Source organism: Chromobacterium vaccinii (assembly GCF_001855275.1).
In the GTDB taxonomy this organism is placed as follows: Bacteria; Pseudomonadota; Gammaproteobacteria; order Burkholderiales; family Chromobacteriaceae; genus Chromobacterium; species Chromobacterium vaccinii.
The window spans coordinates 5,011,799-5,028,402 of the sequence record NZ_CP017707.1; the positions used below are offsets into that span (position 1 = coordinate 5,011,799).

General features: G+C 63.2%; 13 protein-coding genes. 10 read left to right on the forward strand and 3 right to left on the reverse strand.

Annotated elements, in window-relative coordinates:
• Window positions 1-58 precede the first annotated feature (58 nt).
• From BKX93_RS23170 to BKX93_RS23215, 10 genes are all read left to right on the forward strand, one after another.
• On the forward strand, window positions 59-886 hold the full coding sequence (locus tag BKX93_RS23170; RefSeq protein WP_070981578.1) for a ferritin-like domain-containing protein: 828 nt from the start codon (window positions 59-61) through the stop codon (window positions 884-886).
• Window positions 887-907: 21 nt separating this feature from the next.
• Window positions 908-1,123, forward strand: coding sequence for a hypothetical protein (locus BKX93_RS23175; RefSeq protein ID WP_046167853.1), 216 nt, complete (start codon window positions 908-910; stop codon window positions 1,121-1,123).
• Between the two features lie 159 nt (window positions 1,124-1,282).
• The gene (locus BKX93_RS23180; protein ID WP_021477935.1) at window positions 1,283-1,702 is read left to right on the forward strand and encodes a hypothetical protein; all 420 of its coding nucleotides are present in this window, start codon (window positions 1,283-1,285) and stop codon (window positions 1,700-1,702) included.
• Window positions 1,703-1,727: 25 nt separating this feature from the next.
• The gene (trhP, locus tag BKX93_RS23185) at window positions 1,728-3,074 is read left to right on the forward strand and encodes a prephenate-dependent tRNA uridine(34) hydroxylase TrhP (RefSeq protein ID WP_046155985.1); all 1,347 of its coding nucleotides are present in this window, start codon (window positions 1,728-1,730) and stop codon (window positions 3,072-3,074) included.
• A 741-nt stretch (window positions 3,075-3,815) separates the two neighbouring features.
• A complete protein-coding gene (locus BKX93_RS23190) occupies window positions 3,816-4,916 on the forward strand; it encodes a polyamine ABC transporter substrate-binding protein (protein WP_070981579.1) in 1,101 nt (366 codons plus the stop codon).
• A gap of 191 nt (window positions 4,917-5,107) precedes the next feature.
• A complete protein-coding gene (locus BKX93_RS23195; protein WP_070981581.1) occupies window positions 5,108-6,016 on the forward strand; it encodes an ABC transporter permease subunit in 909 nt (302 codons plus the stop codon).
• On the forward strand, window positions 6,013-6,852 hold the full coding sequence (locus BKX93_RS23200; protein WP_070981582.1) for an ABC transporter permease subunit: 840 nt from the start codon (window positions 6,013-6,015) through the stop codon (window positions 6,850-6,852). Before BKX93_RS23195 ends, BKX93_RS23200 begins: the two co-directional genes overlap by 4 nt.
• A gap of 101 nt (window positions 6,853-6,953) precedes the next feature.
• The gene (locus tag BKX93_RS23205) at window positions 6,954-8,468 is read left to right on the forward strand and encodes a DUF3138 family protein (RefSeq protein WP_070981584.1); all 1,515 of its coding nucleotides are present in this window, start codon (window positions 6,954-6,956) and stop codon (window positions 8,466-8,468) included.
• A gap of 278 nt (window positions 8,469-8,746) precedes the next feature.
• Complete coding sequence (gene argS / locus BKX93_RS23210) at window positions 8,747-10,465, forward strand: arginine--tRNA ligase (protein WP_046155962.1); 1,719 nt, start codon at window positions 8,747-8,749, stop codon at window positions 10,463-10,465.
• Window positions 10,466-10,645: 180 nt separating this feature from the next.
• Window positions 10,646-12,106, forward strand: coding sequence for a PhoPQ-activated protein PqaA family protein (locus BKX93_RS23215; protein WP_070981586.1), 1,461 nt, complete (start codon window positions 10,646-10,648; stop codon window positions 12,104-12,106).
• Window positions 12,107-12,113: 7 nt separating this feature from the next.
• Here BKX93_RS23215 and BKX93_RS23220 read toward each other — a convergent pair whose 3' ends face one another.
• From BKX93_RS23220 to BKX93_RS23230, 3 genes are all read right to left on the reverse strand, one after another.
• Window positions 12,114-12,746 carry a HugZ family pyridoxamine 5'-phosphate oxidase gene (locus BKX93_RS23220; RefSeq protein WP_070981587.1) on the reverse strand — a complete coding sequence of 211 codons (633 nt, stop codon included), beginning with the start codon at window positions 12,744-12,746 and terminating at the stop codon, window positions 12,114-12,116.
• Window positions 12,747-12,839: 93 nt separating this feature from the next.
• A complete protein-coding gene (locus tag BKX93_RS23225) occupies window positions 12,840-14,453 on the reverse strand; it encodes a S53 family peptidase (RefSeq protein ID WP_145929380.1) in 1,614 nt (537 codons plus the stop codon).
• 234 nt (window positions 14,454-14,687) lie between these two features.
• A complete protein-coding gene (locus BKX93_RS23230) occupies window positions 14,688-16,325 on the reverse strand; it encodes a S53 family peptidase (RefSeq protein WP_046167860.1) in 1,638 nt (545 codons plus the stop codon).
• Between the last annotated feature and the right edge of the window lie 279 nt (window positions 16,326-16,604).

Genomic DNA, 16,604 nt, shown 5'->3' on the forward strand with positions numbered 1-16,604 from the left:
GCCGGTTCATCCCGCCCAGGCTTGGCCAGGCTGCGGTGCCGGCTTAGAATCCGCCTTCATGAACCAAGCCCAATCGCTTTATCCGCTGATCGAGCAGGCGCTGTTGTGTCCGGTCGTGGACGACAAGCTGGCGCTGGCGGAGCGCTTGCGCCGAGACTGGCGCGGCGGCCTGCTGGCTCGGGTCGCGTCTCCCGCCGCCTATGCCTTGCCGCAGCCTGGCCGGCCGCTGCGCCCGGAGCTGGTGCATCCGGCGCGCGTGCCCAGGCGCAGCCTCGCCACCCGCCACGGACACGGGGCCTTGCTGCATGCGATCGCCCACATCGAGTTCAACGCGGTCAATCTGGCGCTGGATGCCGCCTGGCGCTTCCGCGACATGCCGGATGAGTTCGTCGACGACTGGCTGACGGTGGCGGCGGAGGAGGCCGGGCATTTCCGCCTGCTGCAGGGGCGCTTGGCCGATCTGGGTTTCGCCTACGGCGATTTTCCGGCACATGACGGCCTGTGGGCCATGTGCCGCAAGACCGATCACGACGCGATGGTCAGGATGGCGCTGGTGCCCAGAGTGCTGGAAGCGCGTGGATTGGACGTGACGCCGGGCATCCAGCGACGGCTGGCGGGCATCGGCGATCACGCCAGCGTCGCGGTGCTGGACGTGATCCTGCGCGACGAAGTCGGCCATGTGATGATAGGCAACCGCTGGTTCGTCCGGTTGTGCCGCGAACGCGGCCTGGAACCGCAAGCCACTTTCCGCGGTCTGTTGGAGCAGCACGCGATGCAACTGCATCCCGGCGACTATAATCTGTCCGCCCGAGCCGAGGCCGGCTTCTTCGCCGACGAGCTGGAAGCGCTGGCGCGGCTGACCGAATCCGTCTCCGACGGCCGTTGAATCTCACCGAAGCAGGTATTCATGATCAAGCTGTTCCAACGCATGCGCGACAACCGCAGGCTGGCCGTCGCCACGCTGCTGCTGTCCACCCTGATATTCATGCTGGCCTCCGCGTTCTGGCGCGGCGGGACGGCCGAGGGCGCGCTGGCCGCGCTGCTGTGCCCGTTGCTGCTGTTGTTGGCGCTGGCGGGGCAGTTAAGTTCGCTATTGGCTCTTTTACAAAAACCACGAAAATGAAACGGCTTTTAAAAACAGCGGCTTAAAGTTGTCAGGATGCGTCGGGCGGGCTTGACGCTGTCCTTTCGGCCGCGCATAATCGCGACCGGATAAAATTCAAAACAGGCTCCGCTATGGTGCGGGGCCTGTCGTTTTTTGCACTTGCGGAGTGTCTGCATAATGGAGCACCAGGTATTCCTGCGTCAGCTGGAAGCCAATGCGCTGCCTGCGTCGGATTTCAATCATCGAGCCCACCTGTACGCAGCCTGGGGTTATCGCCGGGAATACCCGGCTCCCGAAGCGGCCGCGCGCTGCGCGCATGCGCTGTCGCGTTTCGCGATGGCCAATGGCGCGGCCACCAAGTACAACCATACGTTGACGATGGCGCTGCTGGCCATCGCGTACAGCCGCGTCGAGTCCTGCCCCTCGCTGATGGAGGACTGGCCGGCCTTCCTCGACCGCTGCAGCGATCTGGCCTGCGACGCCCGCGCCGTGCTGGAGCAATACTATTCCGCGGAGCGTCTGCAGACGGACTCCGCGCGCAAGGCCTTCGTCAAGCCGGACAGGGAGCCGCTGCCGGTTTCCTGTCTGCTCAACTGATACACCGAGAATTCTCCACGCAATGATCAAAGCACCCGAACTCTTGCTGCCCGCCGGCACGCTGGACAAGATGCGCGCCGCCTATGATTTCGGCGCCGACGCCGTGTACGCCGGCCAGCCGCGCTACAGCCTGCGCGCCCGCAACAATGACTTCAAGCTGGAAGAGCTGAAGCAGGGCATAGACGAGGCCCACGCGCGCGGCAAGCTGTTCTTCGTCGCCAGCAACATCCTGCCGCACAACAGCAAGATCAAAACCTATATGGCCGACATGGAGCCGGTCATCGCGATGAAGCCGGACGCGCTGATCATGGCCGATCCGGGCCTGATCATGATGGTTCGCGAAAAATGGCCGGAAGTGCCGATTCACCTGTCGGTGCAGGCCAATACCGTCAACTACATGGGCGTCAAGTTCTGGCAGAAGCTGGGCGTGTCGCGCATCATCCTGTCGCGCGAGCTGAGCCTGGACGAGATCGCGGAAATCCGCCAGGAATGCCCGGACATGGAGCTGGAAGTGTTCGTGCACGGCGCCTTGTGCATCGCCTATTCGGGTCGCTGCCTGCTGTCCGGCTACTTCAACCACCGCGATCCGAATCAGGGCACCTGTACCAATGCCTGCCGCTGGGATTACAAGATGCACGACACCGAGGGCGATGCCGCCGGCGATGTGCAGGTGATCCAGTTCGACTTCAACAAGGCGATGGAAGAGGCCAACCAGAGCTTCTCGTCCTGCGGCAGCCAACAGCGCCATCCGCTGGCCGACAAGACCTATCTGATCGAAGAGGGCAGCCGTCCGGGCGAATTGATGCCCATCATCGAGGACGAGCACGGCACTTACATCATGAACTCCAAGGACCTGCGCGCCGTCGAGCAGGTGGAGAAGCTGGTCAAGATCGGCGTGGACTCGCTGAAGATCGAGGGCCGCACCAAGAGCCTGTACTACGTGGCGCGCGCCGCGCAGGTGTATCGCAAGGCCATCGACGACGCCGTCGCCGGCCGCCCGTTCGACCTGGGCCTGCTGGCCGATCTGGACGGCCTGGCCAACCGCGGCTACACGCCGGGCTTCCTGGAGCGCCACCAGAGCCAGGACTACCAGAACTACCTGACCGGCCACTCCAAGGCCAAGCAGAGCCAGTATGTCGGCGACGTGATCGAGGTGGACGCCGATGGCTGGGCGCTGATCGAGGTGAAGAACCGCTTTGGCGTCGGCGACAAGCTGGAAGTGATCCATCCGTCCGGCAACCGCGTGATCGAGCTGGCCGAGATGACCCGCAACGGCGAGGCGGTGCAGGTCGCGCCGGGCAACGGCATGCAGGTGCGCATCCCGGGGTTGGCCGGTTACGACGGCAAGGCGCTGATCACCCGGCTGCTGTAAGCGCGGCCCGCTCCGCGTCTTCGCAAAAGGCTGCCCTTGGCAGCCTTTTTGCTTTGCATGAGAGCTGAGGGCAAGGCTGGTGTTGCGCGATTTCCACGCGGCTGGCAGGCGGTTTTGTTTTTAATGCCATCGTCCTGAGTGGCCTGCTGGCAAGGAGGAAATGGATGCCCGTCAGAGTCGGCTTACGCTGGCAGAGCGACGACGGATGGGGCCTGTGCGCAACTGGCGTTGCCGTTTACTTTTTGTGGGCTTGCGCGTATCCGGGAATATGGTTAAAAAGTAGTGACATAAATATGAATGCGTTGATTTTATTAAACGCATCAATAGCAGTACGGAGACCAAGAGAGGAAACGATGATGCCCGCCGCCTGTCGCTGTCCAGTAGACTTCGCGCTTTTCAGCAATCCTTCCCGTCCGTTCGCGGAAGCCCCGCGCGCCGGTCCGCCTTCCCGTTCCTTCCCGCTCAGCTGAATCCATACCATCCGTTTGCCGTTTTACATGCTGTAACGCCGAGATCATTGCGGCCATGGCCGCAGGGTATATGTTGGCATTATGCCGCCTCGCGTCTGCGGCGGCTTGCCGGCGGGCGACAATATGGAACGCAGTCATCCGAAGTTCCGCCGCTTGGCGTGGCCGGTCATCACCAGGCAGGTCCATATCGACGCGCGCCGCCGCGTCGGGATCGCCGCAGGCCGCTCCTGGACGGGGACGTTTATGGTCGTGCTACTTTAGGAAGCCTGTCATGAAGAAGAAACTGGTTCGCAACGCGCTGTATTCGCTGCTGTTGCTGCTGCCGGCCGCCGGCGCGCTGGCGGCGGACAAGGTGCTCAACGTCTACAACTGGTCCGACTACATCGCCAAGACCACCATTCCGGGCTTCGAGAAGCAGACCGGGGTCAAGGTGAAATACGATGTCTACGACAGCGACGACACCTTGCAGGCCAAGATGCTGACCGGCCGCGCCGGCTACGACATCGTGGTGCCCACCTCCAATTTCATGGCCAAGCAGATCGAGGCCGGCATCTACCAAAAGCTGGACAAGTCCAAGATCCCCAATCTGTCCCACCTGGACAAGGCGCTGATGGGCAAGATCGTCGACGCCGATCCCGGCAACGCCCACGGAGTGCCCTGGGCCTACGGCACCGACGGCCTGGGCTACAACTACACCAAGGTCAAGGCGCTGCTGGGCGCCGGCGCGCCGCTGGACAGCTGGGACATCCTGTTCGATCCCAAGTACGTGTCCAAGCTGAAGGGCTGCGGCGTGTCGGTGCTGGATCAGGCCAACGATGTGTTCGCCGTCACGCTGCACCATCTGGGCAAGGACCCGAACAGCAAGAACCCGGCCGACTACCAGGCGGCGTTCGAGGCTTTGAAGAAGATCCGCCCCTACATCACCCAGTTCAACTCTTCCGGCTACATCAACGACCTGGCCAACGGCGACATCTGTCTGGCGCTGGGCTGGTCCGGTGACGTCAACATCGCCAAGCACCGCGCCGCGGAAGCCAAGCGCTCCTATCAGCTGGGCTACGTGATCCCCAAGTCCGGCGCGCCGATCTGGTTCGACGTGATGGTGATCCCGAAAGACGCGCCGCATCCGGAGGAGGCGCACAAGTGGATCAACTACATCGAGACGCCCGAGGTGAACGCCGAGATCACCAACGAGGTGTTCTATCCCACCGTCAACGCGGCGGCCCGCAAGTTCGTCAAGCCTGAGATCGCCAACGATCCCACCATCTATCCGCCGGAGCCGGTGATGAAGACGCTGTTCCTGCTCAAGCCGCTTCCGGCCGATATCACGCGGCTGCAGAACCGGCTGTGGACCCAGCTGAAGACCGGCCGCTGAGCCAGCCCGGGGCCGAGCGGGTTCAAGCCCGGCCTTTCATCGCATGAACACAATCGTCCGCCGCCCGGCTGTCCGGGACGGCCGGATAGCCGTGGAACATCGGCCGCCGATTTCGGCGGGCGACGGGCATCGGCGCGCGCGCCGCCGATGGGGATGCAACGCTTTGACGCCGCAGGCGTCGTGGTGCCGCCATGAAACTACCGGATCTGAAACGCTGTCTGCCGACGGGCAGGGGGGCCGCGATAGGCGTGCCCTTCCTGTTCCTGTTCGTGTTCTTCCTGCTGCCCTTCCTGCTGGTGGTGGGCATCAGCTTCTCCCAGCAGCAGCTGGGCATTCCGCCGTACACGCCGCTGGTCAAGTTTGAAAACGACGTGGTCGGCATCGCGCTCAATATCGGCCACTACAAGTTCATGCTGAGCGACGATCTGTACTTCGCCACTTACATCAGCTCGGTGAAGATGGCCTTCGTCTCCACCGTGCTGTGCCTGCTGATCGGCTACCCGATGGCCTACTACATCGCCCGGGCCGAAGGCGCGACGCGCAACACGCTGATGATGATGGTGATGCTGCCGTTCTGGACCTCCTACCTGATTCGCGTCTACGCCTGGATCGGCATCCTGAAGAACGATGGCTTCCTCAACCAGTTCCTGCTGTGGCTGGGCGTGATCGACAGCCCGCTGCACCTGTACCACACCAACTGGGGCGTCTACATCGGCATGGTGTTCTCCTACCTGCCGTTCATGATCATGCCGCTGTACGCCCATCTGGTGAAGATGGACCTGACGCTGCTGGAAGCCGCCTACGACCTGGGCGCCAAGCCGTGGCGCGCGTTCTGGCAGGTGACGCTGCCCTTGTCCAAGAACGGCATCATCGCCGGCAGCCTCTTGGTATTCATTCCGGCGGTGGGCGAGTACGTGATTCCGGAGCTCCTGGGAGGGGCGGACACGCTGATGATAGGCCGGGTGATGTGGGACGAGTTTTTCAACAACAATGACTGGCCGATGGCCGCCACCGTCACCTGCTGCATGGTGCTGCTGCTGTTGGTGCCGATGGCGCTGTTCCAGCATTACCAGGTCAAGAACATGGAGGAAGCGCGATGATCAAGCCGAGCAAACCCTTGTCTTTCCTGGTGTTGGGACTGGGCTACGCTTTCCTCTACCTGCCCATCGCGCTGCTGGTGATCTACTCGTTCAACGAGTCCAAACTGGTGACGCTGTGGTCTGGGTTTTCTTTCAAGTGGTATGCGGCGCTGCTGGACGACGAAGAGTTGATCAATGCCGCCTGGCTCAGCCTGAAGATCGCGCTGATGACGGCTACGGCGTCGGTGGTGATGGGCACCTGGGCCGGCTTCGTGCTGGGGCGTTTCGGCCGCTTCCGGCTGTTCGCGCTGTTCACCGGCATGGTCAACGCGCCGCTGGTGATCCCGGAGGTGATCCAGGGCATTTCACTGTTGCTGCTGTTTGTGGCGATGGAGCAAAGTCTGGGCTGGCCGGAGGGCAGGGGGGTGTTCACCATCTGGATCGGCCACGTGATGCTGTGCGTGTCCTACGTCACCATCGTGGTGCAGTCGCGGGTGCGGGAGCTGAATCTGTCGCTGGAAGAGGCGGCGATGGACTTGGGCGCGCGGCCGCTGAAAGTGTTCTTCGTCATCACGCTGCCCCTGATCTCGCAGGCGCTGGTGTCCGGCTGGCTGCTGTCGTTCACGCTATCGCTGGATGATCTGGTGCTGACCGCCTTTCTGTCCGGGCCAGGCTCCACCACGCTGCCGATGGTGATCTTCTCCCGGGTGCGGCTGGGCCTGAACCCGGAAATGAACGCGTTGGCCACCTTGTTCATCGTGCTGGTGTCGCTGGGCGTGGTGGCGGCCAACATCTACATGAGCGCGATGACGCGCAAGCGGGAAAAGGAGATGCGCTTGGCCTTCGCCAATAGTTGACAACGGCGGGCGATGCGGCCCGAAGCCAGGGCTGCGCCTGCCGTGCCGGGCGGTTGCGGATGGAAACAACGACAAGCAGTGCGGCACAAGGAGAAACGAAGATGAAGAGGTTACTGATCAGCGCGGCGATCGCGGCCCTGCCGGGCATGGCGATGGCCGACGCCAAGGCGGACGAGATCGCCAGGTTGAAGTCGCAGATGCAGAAGCTGCAGCAGCAGATGGTGGAGCTGCAGAAGGCGGTTGATGCCGCTGCGGCGAGCAAGCCGGCGCCGGCGGCCTCGGCCGCCGCCGGCGAGGACGCCAACACCGAGCTGAAAGAGCGGGTGGCGAATATGGAGCTGAAGGTGGACAAGCTCAACACGGCATCCACCGACGGGCCGTTGGCTGGCCTCAGCGTCACCGGCTATCTCGACCCTACCTATATTTACAACCGCAACAACAACAGCTCCGGCTTCCAGTTCCTGAATCACCAGAATGTCTACGCCTACAGCAACAGCACCTTCGGCGATGTCTACCTGGACATCAAGAAAACCTTCGGCGTCGGCCCCACCGCGCCCAGCGCCGAAATCAGCATCATGCCCAACCGCGGCAGCGGCAACACGCTGCTGGACGGCGGCAGCGGCAACAACATCGTCAACACCGCGGTGATCAATTTCCCGCTGACCGATACCTGGACCTTCAACGCCGGGCTGATGAACAGCTTCGGCGGCTACGAGGTGCAGCAGTCCAACCAGATGCTGACGCTGACCCACGGCCTGTTGTACGACTTCAGCGATCCGGGCAGCTACGTCGGCGCCGGCTTCAACTGGAGCCACGACGTGTGGGCATGGAAGTTCCTGCTGGCCAACGAGCAATACCGCACCCATGCCAACCTGGCCAATACCGGTAGCAATGCCGCCACCGGCAATCCGCAGGTGAAGAGCAACAACACGCCCACCTTCACCGCGCGCGTCGATTACACCTGGAGCAGCGCGCTGGACCTGGGCTGGTCGTTCAACGCCGGCCGGCAGACCTTGCTGACCAGCGCCGGCCAGTCGGCTAATCCGGTTCCCGCGACCAATGGCTGCCTGGCGGGCAACGTCGGCTTCGGCTACCAGTGCGTGTCCGCCGACCCTTACTCCAATTACTTCTTCACCGAGGCCGACGCCAGCTACACCCTGGGCGACATCCAGTACAATGCCGAGCTGGACTACGGCCAGCAGCAGAAAGCGGCCTGGAACGGAGGTTCGGCGCAGTGGTATGGCGTGTCGCTGCTGGGCCACCGCAAGTGGATGACGGAGTCGTTGGGCAAGATGGGCGCCACGCTGCGCTACGACTACCTGAACAACAGCAAGAACGGCGGCGGCGGCGGCGGCGTGGCATTGGGGGCGGGCGGCTATGACGGCGTCAACGGCTTCGGCGTCGACCCGGCCTGCGTGGCCAGCGGCACCACCGATTGCAAGGGCACCAACCGCATGGCGCTGACCGCCGACCTGCTGTTCTTCCCGACCGACCAGTTCACGCTGAAGTTCGAGTACCGGCACGACTGGGCCAGCCAGGCGGTGTTCCTGCGCAACGACGGCAGCATGAAGAAAGGCAACGACATGCTGGGCGCGCAGGCGGTCTATACCTTCTAAATTTTTGGTTTCCCGCAGGCAGCGGCGCCGTCCGCTGCCTTTTTATTTGCTCCGCGCTGCGCCGAATGCCTTTATCATTGCTTTTTTTCATGCCGCCCGGCGCGTTCATCCGGCGAAAATAGCCGCCTCATGCCGTATGGGATCAAATGATGGTCGATTCCAGCCGGATCGGGCGGAGCCAAGCATTGCCCGCATCGGCGCGGGCGCATACAATCAAACACACATTTTTCAGAAGCGAAGACATTTTTTCGTTTTCGCGGCATTTCGTGGGGCTATCAATGACGATTCATCAACTGATCAACGAACGGGTACAGGCAGCGCTGGCGGCAGCCGGCGCGCCTGACGCGCCTGCCGTGGTCCAGCCGGCTTCCAAGCCGGAATTCGGCGACTACCAGGCCAACGGCGTAATGGGCGCCGCCAAAGCGCTGAAAACCAATCCGCGCGCGCTGGCCGAAAAGGTCGTCGCCGCGCTGGATCTTGCCGGCATCGCCGACAAGGTGGAAATCGCCGGTCCGGGTTTCATCAATATTCATCTAGCCCCTGAATATCTGGCCCGACGAAGCGAAGCCGCCCTGAAAGACGACAAGCTGGGCATCGCGCCGGTGCAGCCGCTGCGCGTGATGGTGGAGTATTCCTCTCCCAACCTGGCCAAGGAAATGCACGTCGGCCACCTGCGCTCGTCCATCATCGGCGACGCGCTGGCGCGCGTGATGGAATACGTCGGCCACGACGTGGTGCGCGCCAACCACGTCGGCGACTGGGGCACCCAGTTCGGCATGCTGGTGGCCTACCTGGTGGAAACCAGCCACGCCGGCGACGCCGACCTGCAGCTGTCCGATCTGGAAACCTTCTATCGCAACGCCAAGATCCGCTTCGACGAGAGCGAGGACTTCGCCAATACCGCGCGCGACTACGTGGTCAAGCTGCAAGGCGGCGACGAGGACGTGTTGAAACTGTGGCGCCGTTTCGTCGACGTGTCGCTGAAGCATTGCGAAGAGGTTTATCAGACGCTGAACGTCGGCCTGAAGCGCGAGCACGTGCGCGGCGAATCGTCGTACAACGACGACCTGCCGGTGATCGTGCAGGAACTGCGCGCGGCCGGCCTGCTCACCGAGAGCGACGGCGCGCAGGTGGTGTTCCTGGAGGAATTCCGCACCCAGGAAGACCAGCCGATGGGCGTGATCGTCCAGAAGAAGGACGGCGGCTTCATCTACACCACCACCGACATCGGCGCGGTGCGCTACCGCCACCGCGAACTGAAGCTGGACCGCGTGATCTATGTGGTGGACGCGCGCCAGAGCCAGCACTTCGCCCAGATGTTCACCATCTGCCGCAAGGCCGGCTTCGCGCCGGAGGCGATGAAGCTGGAGCATGTCGGCTTCGGCGTGATGATGGGCGACGACGGCAAGCCGTTCAAGACCCGTTCCGGCGGCACGGTCAAATTGATCGAGCTGCTGAACGAGGCGCAGGAACGCGCCTACGCGCTGGTGGCGGAAAAGAACCCGGACCTGTCCGAAGAGCAGAAGCGCGAGATCGCCAACGCGGTGGGCATCGGCGCGGTGAAGTACGCCGACCTGTCCAAGAACCGGATGAGCGATTACATCTTCAACTGGGACACCATGCTAGCGTTCGAAGGCAACACCGCTCCGTATCTGCAGTACGCGTATACCCGCGTGCAGAGCGTGTTCCGCAAGGCCGAGGGCTATGACGCCAACGCCAAGATCGTCATCACCGAGCCGGCCGAGAAACAGCTGGCCGCCGCGCTGGCGCAGTTCGAAGACACGCTGAATGCCGTGGTGGAAGGTTGCTACCCGCACTACCTGTCGCAGTACCTGTACCACATCGCCACGCTGTTCTCGCGCTTCTACGAAGCCTGCCCGATCCTGAAGAGCGAGGGCGAGGTCCGCGCCAGCCGCCTGCAGCTGTCCGCGCTGACCGCTCGCACGCTGAAGACCGGGCTGGACCTGCTGGGCATCAAGGTGCTGGAATCGATGTAAGCGCCAAGGCCATGGCCATCGCGAGAAACCCCGCCGCATCCGGCGGGGTTTTTTTATCGATGGGCGGCAAGGGCGGGGACCGAGCGTATTTCCTGAACGGATTGCACCGGTGCCTGTCCATCGTGGGCGGGAGTGCATTTGCTCTACCCGTAGCCAATGAAAATCAACTTTGCAAATAATATGAATGCCATCCTGATGAACGCTTCGCTTTCCACCGCCGCGCGCCGCGCCGGCATCGCGCTCTGCCTGTCGCTTCCCGCCATTTCGCAAGCGGAACCCGTCCCGGCGCCAAGCGATCCGCAAACCGTATCGCAATACCTGAAGCAGGCCAGAGCCAGCCAGCAGCCGGCCAAGTTGCTCGGCGAAAGCGAAGAGGGCGGCGTCAAGGTGCGCGATTATGGATTTGTATCGCAGCGCTGGCCGGGCAAGGGCAGCACGCTGGCCAGCGACGCGCCACAGTGGGAGCATGAGTTGAAGCTGGCGTTGCCGCCGGGACGCAAGCCCAGCTCGCCGGTGTTGCTGTATGTCAGCGGCGGCAGCAACCATGCCGAGAAGGGGCCGCAAGCGCCGCGGGATCCGTTGCCGATCGCGGAGCTGGCGCGCGGGCTGGGCATCGCGGTGGCCGAGCTGTATTACGCGCCCAACCAGAGCCTGAAGCTGGACGGACAGCCGGCCGGCCGCGAGGACGCGCTGGTCGCCTATAGCTGGCGCAAGAGCGTGGACCAGCCGGAGGCCGACCGTTTCAGTTCGCTGCATCTGCCGATGACGCAGGCGGCCGTCGCCGCGATGGATGCGATCCAGGCCGGCCTGCCGGATGCGCGCGCCTTCGTGCTGTCGGGCAGTTCCAAGCGCGGCTGGACCAGTTGGCTGGCCGGATTGAACGACCAACGGGTCCAGGCCATCGTGCCGGTGGTCGCCGATTTCTGGAACATCCGCGTCAATTTCACCCATGTCTACAACAGTTACGGCAAACAATGGCCGGTGGCGCTGCGCGATTATGAGAGAAATGGCATCACCGGCGAGGTGCTGAACGGCAGCCCCGGCTTCGACGCCTTGCTGCGGTTCGAGGATGTGGTCAATTACCCGAAAAGCATGCCGCGCTTGAAGAAATACATGATTTCCGCGTCCGGGGACGATTTCGCGGTGCCTGACTCCGCCTGGAGCTACCTGCCGATGTTGAAGGGGCCGATGCAACTGCGCTATCTGCCCAATCAGTCCCATTACGTGGGCAGCAAGCAGGTGGGCGAGGCGCTGAGCCAGTTCATGGGCCGCTGGCTGGCGGGCAAGCCTTTGCCCGAAGCCAGCGTGGAAGGGGACGAGCGCAATGGGCGGATCAGCGTGAGCACCCGGGAGCCGGTGAGCCGCGCCCGCTTGTGGCTGGCGCGCAATCCGGACCGCCGCGATTTCCGCCTCCGTTCCGGCATCCGCTATCAGGATCAGCCGATCGAGGGCAAGTGCCGGCGGGGCGAGTGCCGCTTCGAATTCACGCCGGACGCCGCGCAACCGGGCTGGCAGGCTTATTTCATCGAGTTCGAAGGCAAGGATTTCACCTGGACCACGCCGCCGCTGATCTGGCCCCAGCGCTACCCGGATGGCTCCAGGGCGCCTTTCGCCGCGCCGCGCCTGCAACTGGGCGGTTGATCAGCCTTTAACCAAGCCGCAGCAGCCGCTCGCGGATCTGGGAGGAGGCGGGCGACGCCGCCTCCCAGTCCGCGCGCCGGTAGCGGCCATTGTCCAGCAGGTCGGCGCCGAAACAATCGCAGCCCAGCAGCCGGATGGATGCCGGCAGCGCCGCTTGCGCCTGGTCTAGCAGCGCTTGCTCCTCGTCCAGCGCCAGCGCCGGCAGCGCCGTCCAGGCGCTGTCTTCTATCCAGCCCATCTTTCCCAGGCCGGCGATCAAGCGCTGCCGCTTGGGAATCAAGCGGAAAAACATGAAATCCAGCGCCAGCCATTCTTCCGCTTCCGGCAGATAGCGCAGCAGCCGGCGGCGCAGAGCGTCGGAGGCGTCGAAGCGCTCGGCGTCGCCCAGCATGGTCAGTCGGGCGGCCGACTGCGCCGCGTCGCCGTCCGGCGCGAGCAGGGACAGGCTGATGCGCGGATCGGCCAGCAGGTTTTTGCTGTGCTCGGCCAGCGCGCTGACCACGAATACCGGGCGATGATGTTCGTCGCAGAAGAACTGGATGGCGCTGGCGTAGGGGTAGCCCGGATAGGCGTGCGACTGGGTGGCAAGCGTGGCGTGGCGGCATTGGTGCAGCAGGCTGATGGCGAGGTCGGGTTTCATGGCTTGCCGGGATGGGTAGCGATGCTGTCATTCTAAGCGGCGGCCTGGCCAAAGCAAACGCCGCGCCGAGGCGGGGCGTTGCGGTCCGGCATTTCAGAAGCCGGCGGTTTTGGCGACGAAGGCGTTGAGGTTGGCGATGTTCAGGCTGCCCCAGCCGGTGGCGTAGTCCCAGCCTGCCGCGGCCTTGTAGGCGCCGTTGCTGCCGCTGGCCACGTCGCGGTATAGCGACGGGTTGGCTTTGAAGTACTTGTAGATGGCATTGGCCGGCGAAGTCAGCTTGTTGCCGTTGGCCGACTGGATGCGGATCCAGAATCCGCTGAACAGCGGCGCGGCCAGGCTGGTGCCGCCTACCTGGTAAGTGCCGCCGGCCACCAGCACCAGTTCGCCGCTGTTCGGATCGGCGTCGAAGGCGATGTCCGGCACCCCGCGGTGGGTCTTGGACGCGGTCAGCACGCCGGCTGCGGCTTGCCATGACGGCGCGGCTTCGGTGGCGCTGGGGCCGCCGCCGCCGCCGCTCCAGGTTTTCTCGCTGCCGTAGGTCGTTGTTCCGCTGGTGGTCAGCGTGGTGCCGCCCACCGCGATCACATAGGGCGAAACCGCCGGATAGCTTTGATAGGCGGTATTGCCGCCGCATTCATAAGAGCCTGAGTCGCCGCTGGACACGGAAAAGGTCTGCCCGTGCGCCACGGCGGCCTGCAGCATCTGGTCTACGCTGGCGGTCATGCCGGAAGCTTTCGCGCTCAGTTCGCATTCGCCCAGCGACACATTGATCACTTTGGCGCTGTTGGCGGCCACCGCGGCGTTGATGGCCGCGGCGATGTCGGCGTTGTTCATCGACGGCGCGACGTAGAACTGCAGCTGCTTCAGCGCGCCGCCGCTGGCGGCGAGCATGGTCTGGCTGTCCAGGTTCCATTCCAGAATGCCCGAGGTGTCGGAACTGGGAGCGCCGGCGTTGACGATGGCCACGCTGGGCGCGGCGAAGCCTGCGCTCCTGGCATAAGTGCTGAGGTCCGCCACCGTCTGGCTCAGATTGCCCTCGGCGATGATGCCGGCCACGCCGTTCCTGGCGGAGGGGAGGCTGGCGGCATTGTAGATGGAGGCGAAGTCGGTCGGCTTGTGGGCGACGACGCCGGTGGCGGCCTTGCTGACGCTTTGGGCGTGGAAGGCCGCATGGAACTGGTGGGCGTTCTGCAGCCCATGCACCGCCAGCACGATGCCGGCCAGGCTGGCCGGCACTTGGGCATCCTGCGCATTGGCCATGGCCTGGCGGCCATTGACGTTGTACCGGCGCAGCTTGGTCTGGAAAGCGCTGTAAACGGTGGCGGCGCTGCCATCGGCGGTGAGCAGCAGGTTGTTGGAGGAAACGGCGATATTGCGGAAACCGTTTTGCCGCAGATGGTTGACCACCTGTTGCACCTGGGCCTGGGTGGGCGCGTATTGGGCGAGGAACTGGGCGTCGCTGATCGGCTGCCCTTGTCCGGCCTGGATGCTGTCGGTCAGCGCGTCCAGCGCGGCCTTGTTGCGCACGGCCAGGCTGACGGCGATGTGCACCAGCTCGCCGCCGGCCACCTCTCCCGCGTCGCGGGCTCCGGGGATCAGCTGCTGGGTCGGGTGCGCCTGGGTGCCGGTGCTGACCCAGCCGGCGGCATTCGCCGCCAGGCTGAACAGGCCAAGGAACAGGGATAGAGTCGGTTGGTTGACCCGCATGCCATTTCTCCTGAAAACCGCGTCGTGCGCATTGAGAGCGGCGATCGTCCGTCCGCACATTTTCCCTTGATAGTGGGTCTGTCTTGGTTTGTAAAGTATTTACTCTTTAATTGACTGGATTATTTGTAATTTTATGATTTTAATGTGTTTGTTGTCGCCATCCTGCTGCGCCAGAAGGCGTGAAAACGTAAAAAGCCCCGGTTGCCCGGGGCTTTTCTTTTGCCTGATGCCTTCTTAGAAGCCAGAGTGGCTGTTGATGAAGGTATTCAGGTTGGCGACGTTCAGGCTGCCCCAGCCGGTGGCGTAATCCCAGCTGGCGGTGGCTTTGTAGCCGCCGTTGTTGCCGCTGGTCACGTCGTGATAAAGCGACGGGTTGGCCTTGAAGTACTGATAGATGGCCGGATTCGGGGAAACCAGGTTATTGCCGTGCGCGGACTGGATGCGGGCCCAGAAACCGGTGAACAGCGGAGCGGCCAGGCTGGTGCCGCCGATTTGCTGATTGCTGCCGTTCACGACCACCAGCGCGCCGCTGTTCGGATCCGCGTCGAAGGACACGTCCGGCACGCCGCGTTTGGTCTTGGACGTGGTCAGCACGCCGGCCTTGGTTTGCCAAGCCGGAGCCGTTTCGATGACGCTCGGGCCGCCGCCGCCGCCGTTCCATACCGATTCCGACGAGTACTTGGTGCCGCTGGTGCTCAGCGTGGTGCCGCCGATGGCGATCACGTAGGGCGAAGTCGCCGGGTAGCTCTGGCCCGAGGTGCTGCCGCATTCTGCGGAGCCGGAGTCGCCGGTGGAAACCGAGAAGGTCTGGCCCTGAGCCACAGCGGTCTGGAAGATCTGATCGTCGGAGGCGACGGTGCCATCGCTTTGCGCGTCGCGTTCGCACTCGCCCAGCGACACGTTGATCACCTTGGCCGAGCCGTCGCTGACCGCGGAATTATAAGCGGCAGTGATGTCGGCGTTGGTCATCGAGGTGGCGACGTAGAAATTCATCTGCTGCAGCGCGCCGCCTGCGGCGGCCAGGATGTCCTGGCTGTCCAGGTTCCATTCGCCTACGCCATCGGTGTCGGACGAAGCGTCGCCGGCATTGATCACGTTGGTTTGCACGTAGCTGTAACCGGCGGCGTCTTCGAACTGCTGCAGATCTTGCAAGGTTTGGGTCAGGTCGCCTTCCGAGATGATGCCCACGGTGGTGTTGCTGGCGGCCGGCAGGCTGCTGGCGTTGTAAATCAGCGGGAAGTCGGTCGGGTTGTGGCCGGTGACGCTGTTGGTCTTGGCGGAGGCCAGGGGCTGCACGCCGCTCTTGCGCAGGGTGGTGTGGAAGGTGTGGACGTTCTGCAGGCCATGAACGGCCAGCACGGTGTCGCCCAACGATTGCGGCACCTGGGCGGCGGTCACGTTGGCGAAGGCAGTGCGGCCGTTGACGTTGAAGTGGTGCAGGGTGGCGTTGAACGCGGTCTTGGCGGTGGCGGCGCTGCCGTCCGCGGTGATCAGCATGCGGTTCGGGGCAACCTTGATGTTGCGGAAGCCGTTCTTCTGCAGGTGGGCCACCACCTTTTGCACCTGAGCCTGGGTCGGCGCGTACTGGGCCATGAAGTCTGCGTGGCTCAGGGTCTTGTGGCTGGTGCCGGCGAGCAGACTGTCGGTCAGCGTGTCCAGTTGAGCCTTGTTGCGCAGCTTCAGGGTCACGGCTACATGCACCGATTGGCCGGCAGCGAGTTCGCCGACGCTCTTGGCGGCGACGGCGCTGGTCAGGGTGGAGACCAGCGGGTGGGCTTGGGTCGCGGTGTTGACCCAGGCTTCTCCTGCTTGGGCGCCGGCGGCGAATACGCCGGCAACGATCAGTGCTATAGCGTGCTGTTTTGCAAACATGCAGTTTCTCCTCTTGCGGTTTAAATACAGGAAAAAACGATATGTCTTTTCCTGATAACGGCAGGGCTTGTATTGCGAATTGTGTTCGCGCCCTTGGCCTGTGCTTGCCTCTGAATTGTTCGAGGCATGTCGTAATTTCATACGACTATTCCGCAATAGGTCATTCAAGATAAAAATGCCAAATGGATTTAATATAAATTCATACTTTGAAATGATACTTAATCAAATTTGCAAACATTTACCCTTTTTGGAAGTCGTTGAGTGCTGATGAATGACGAA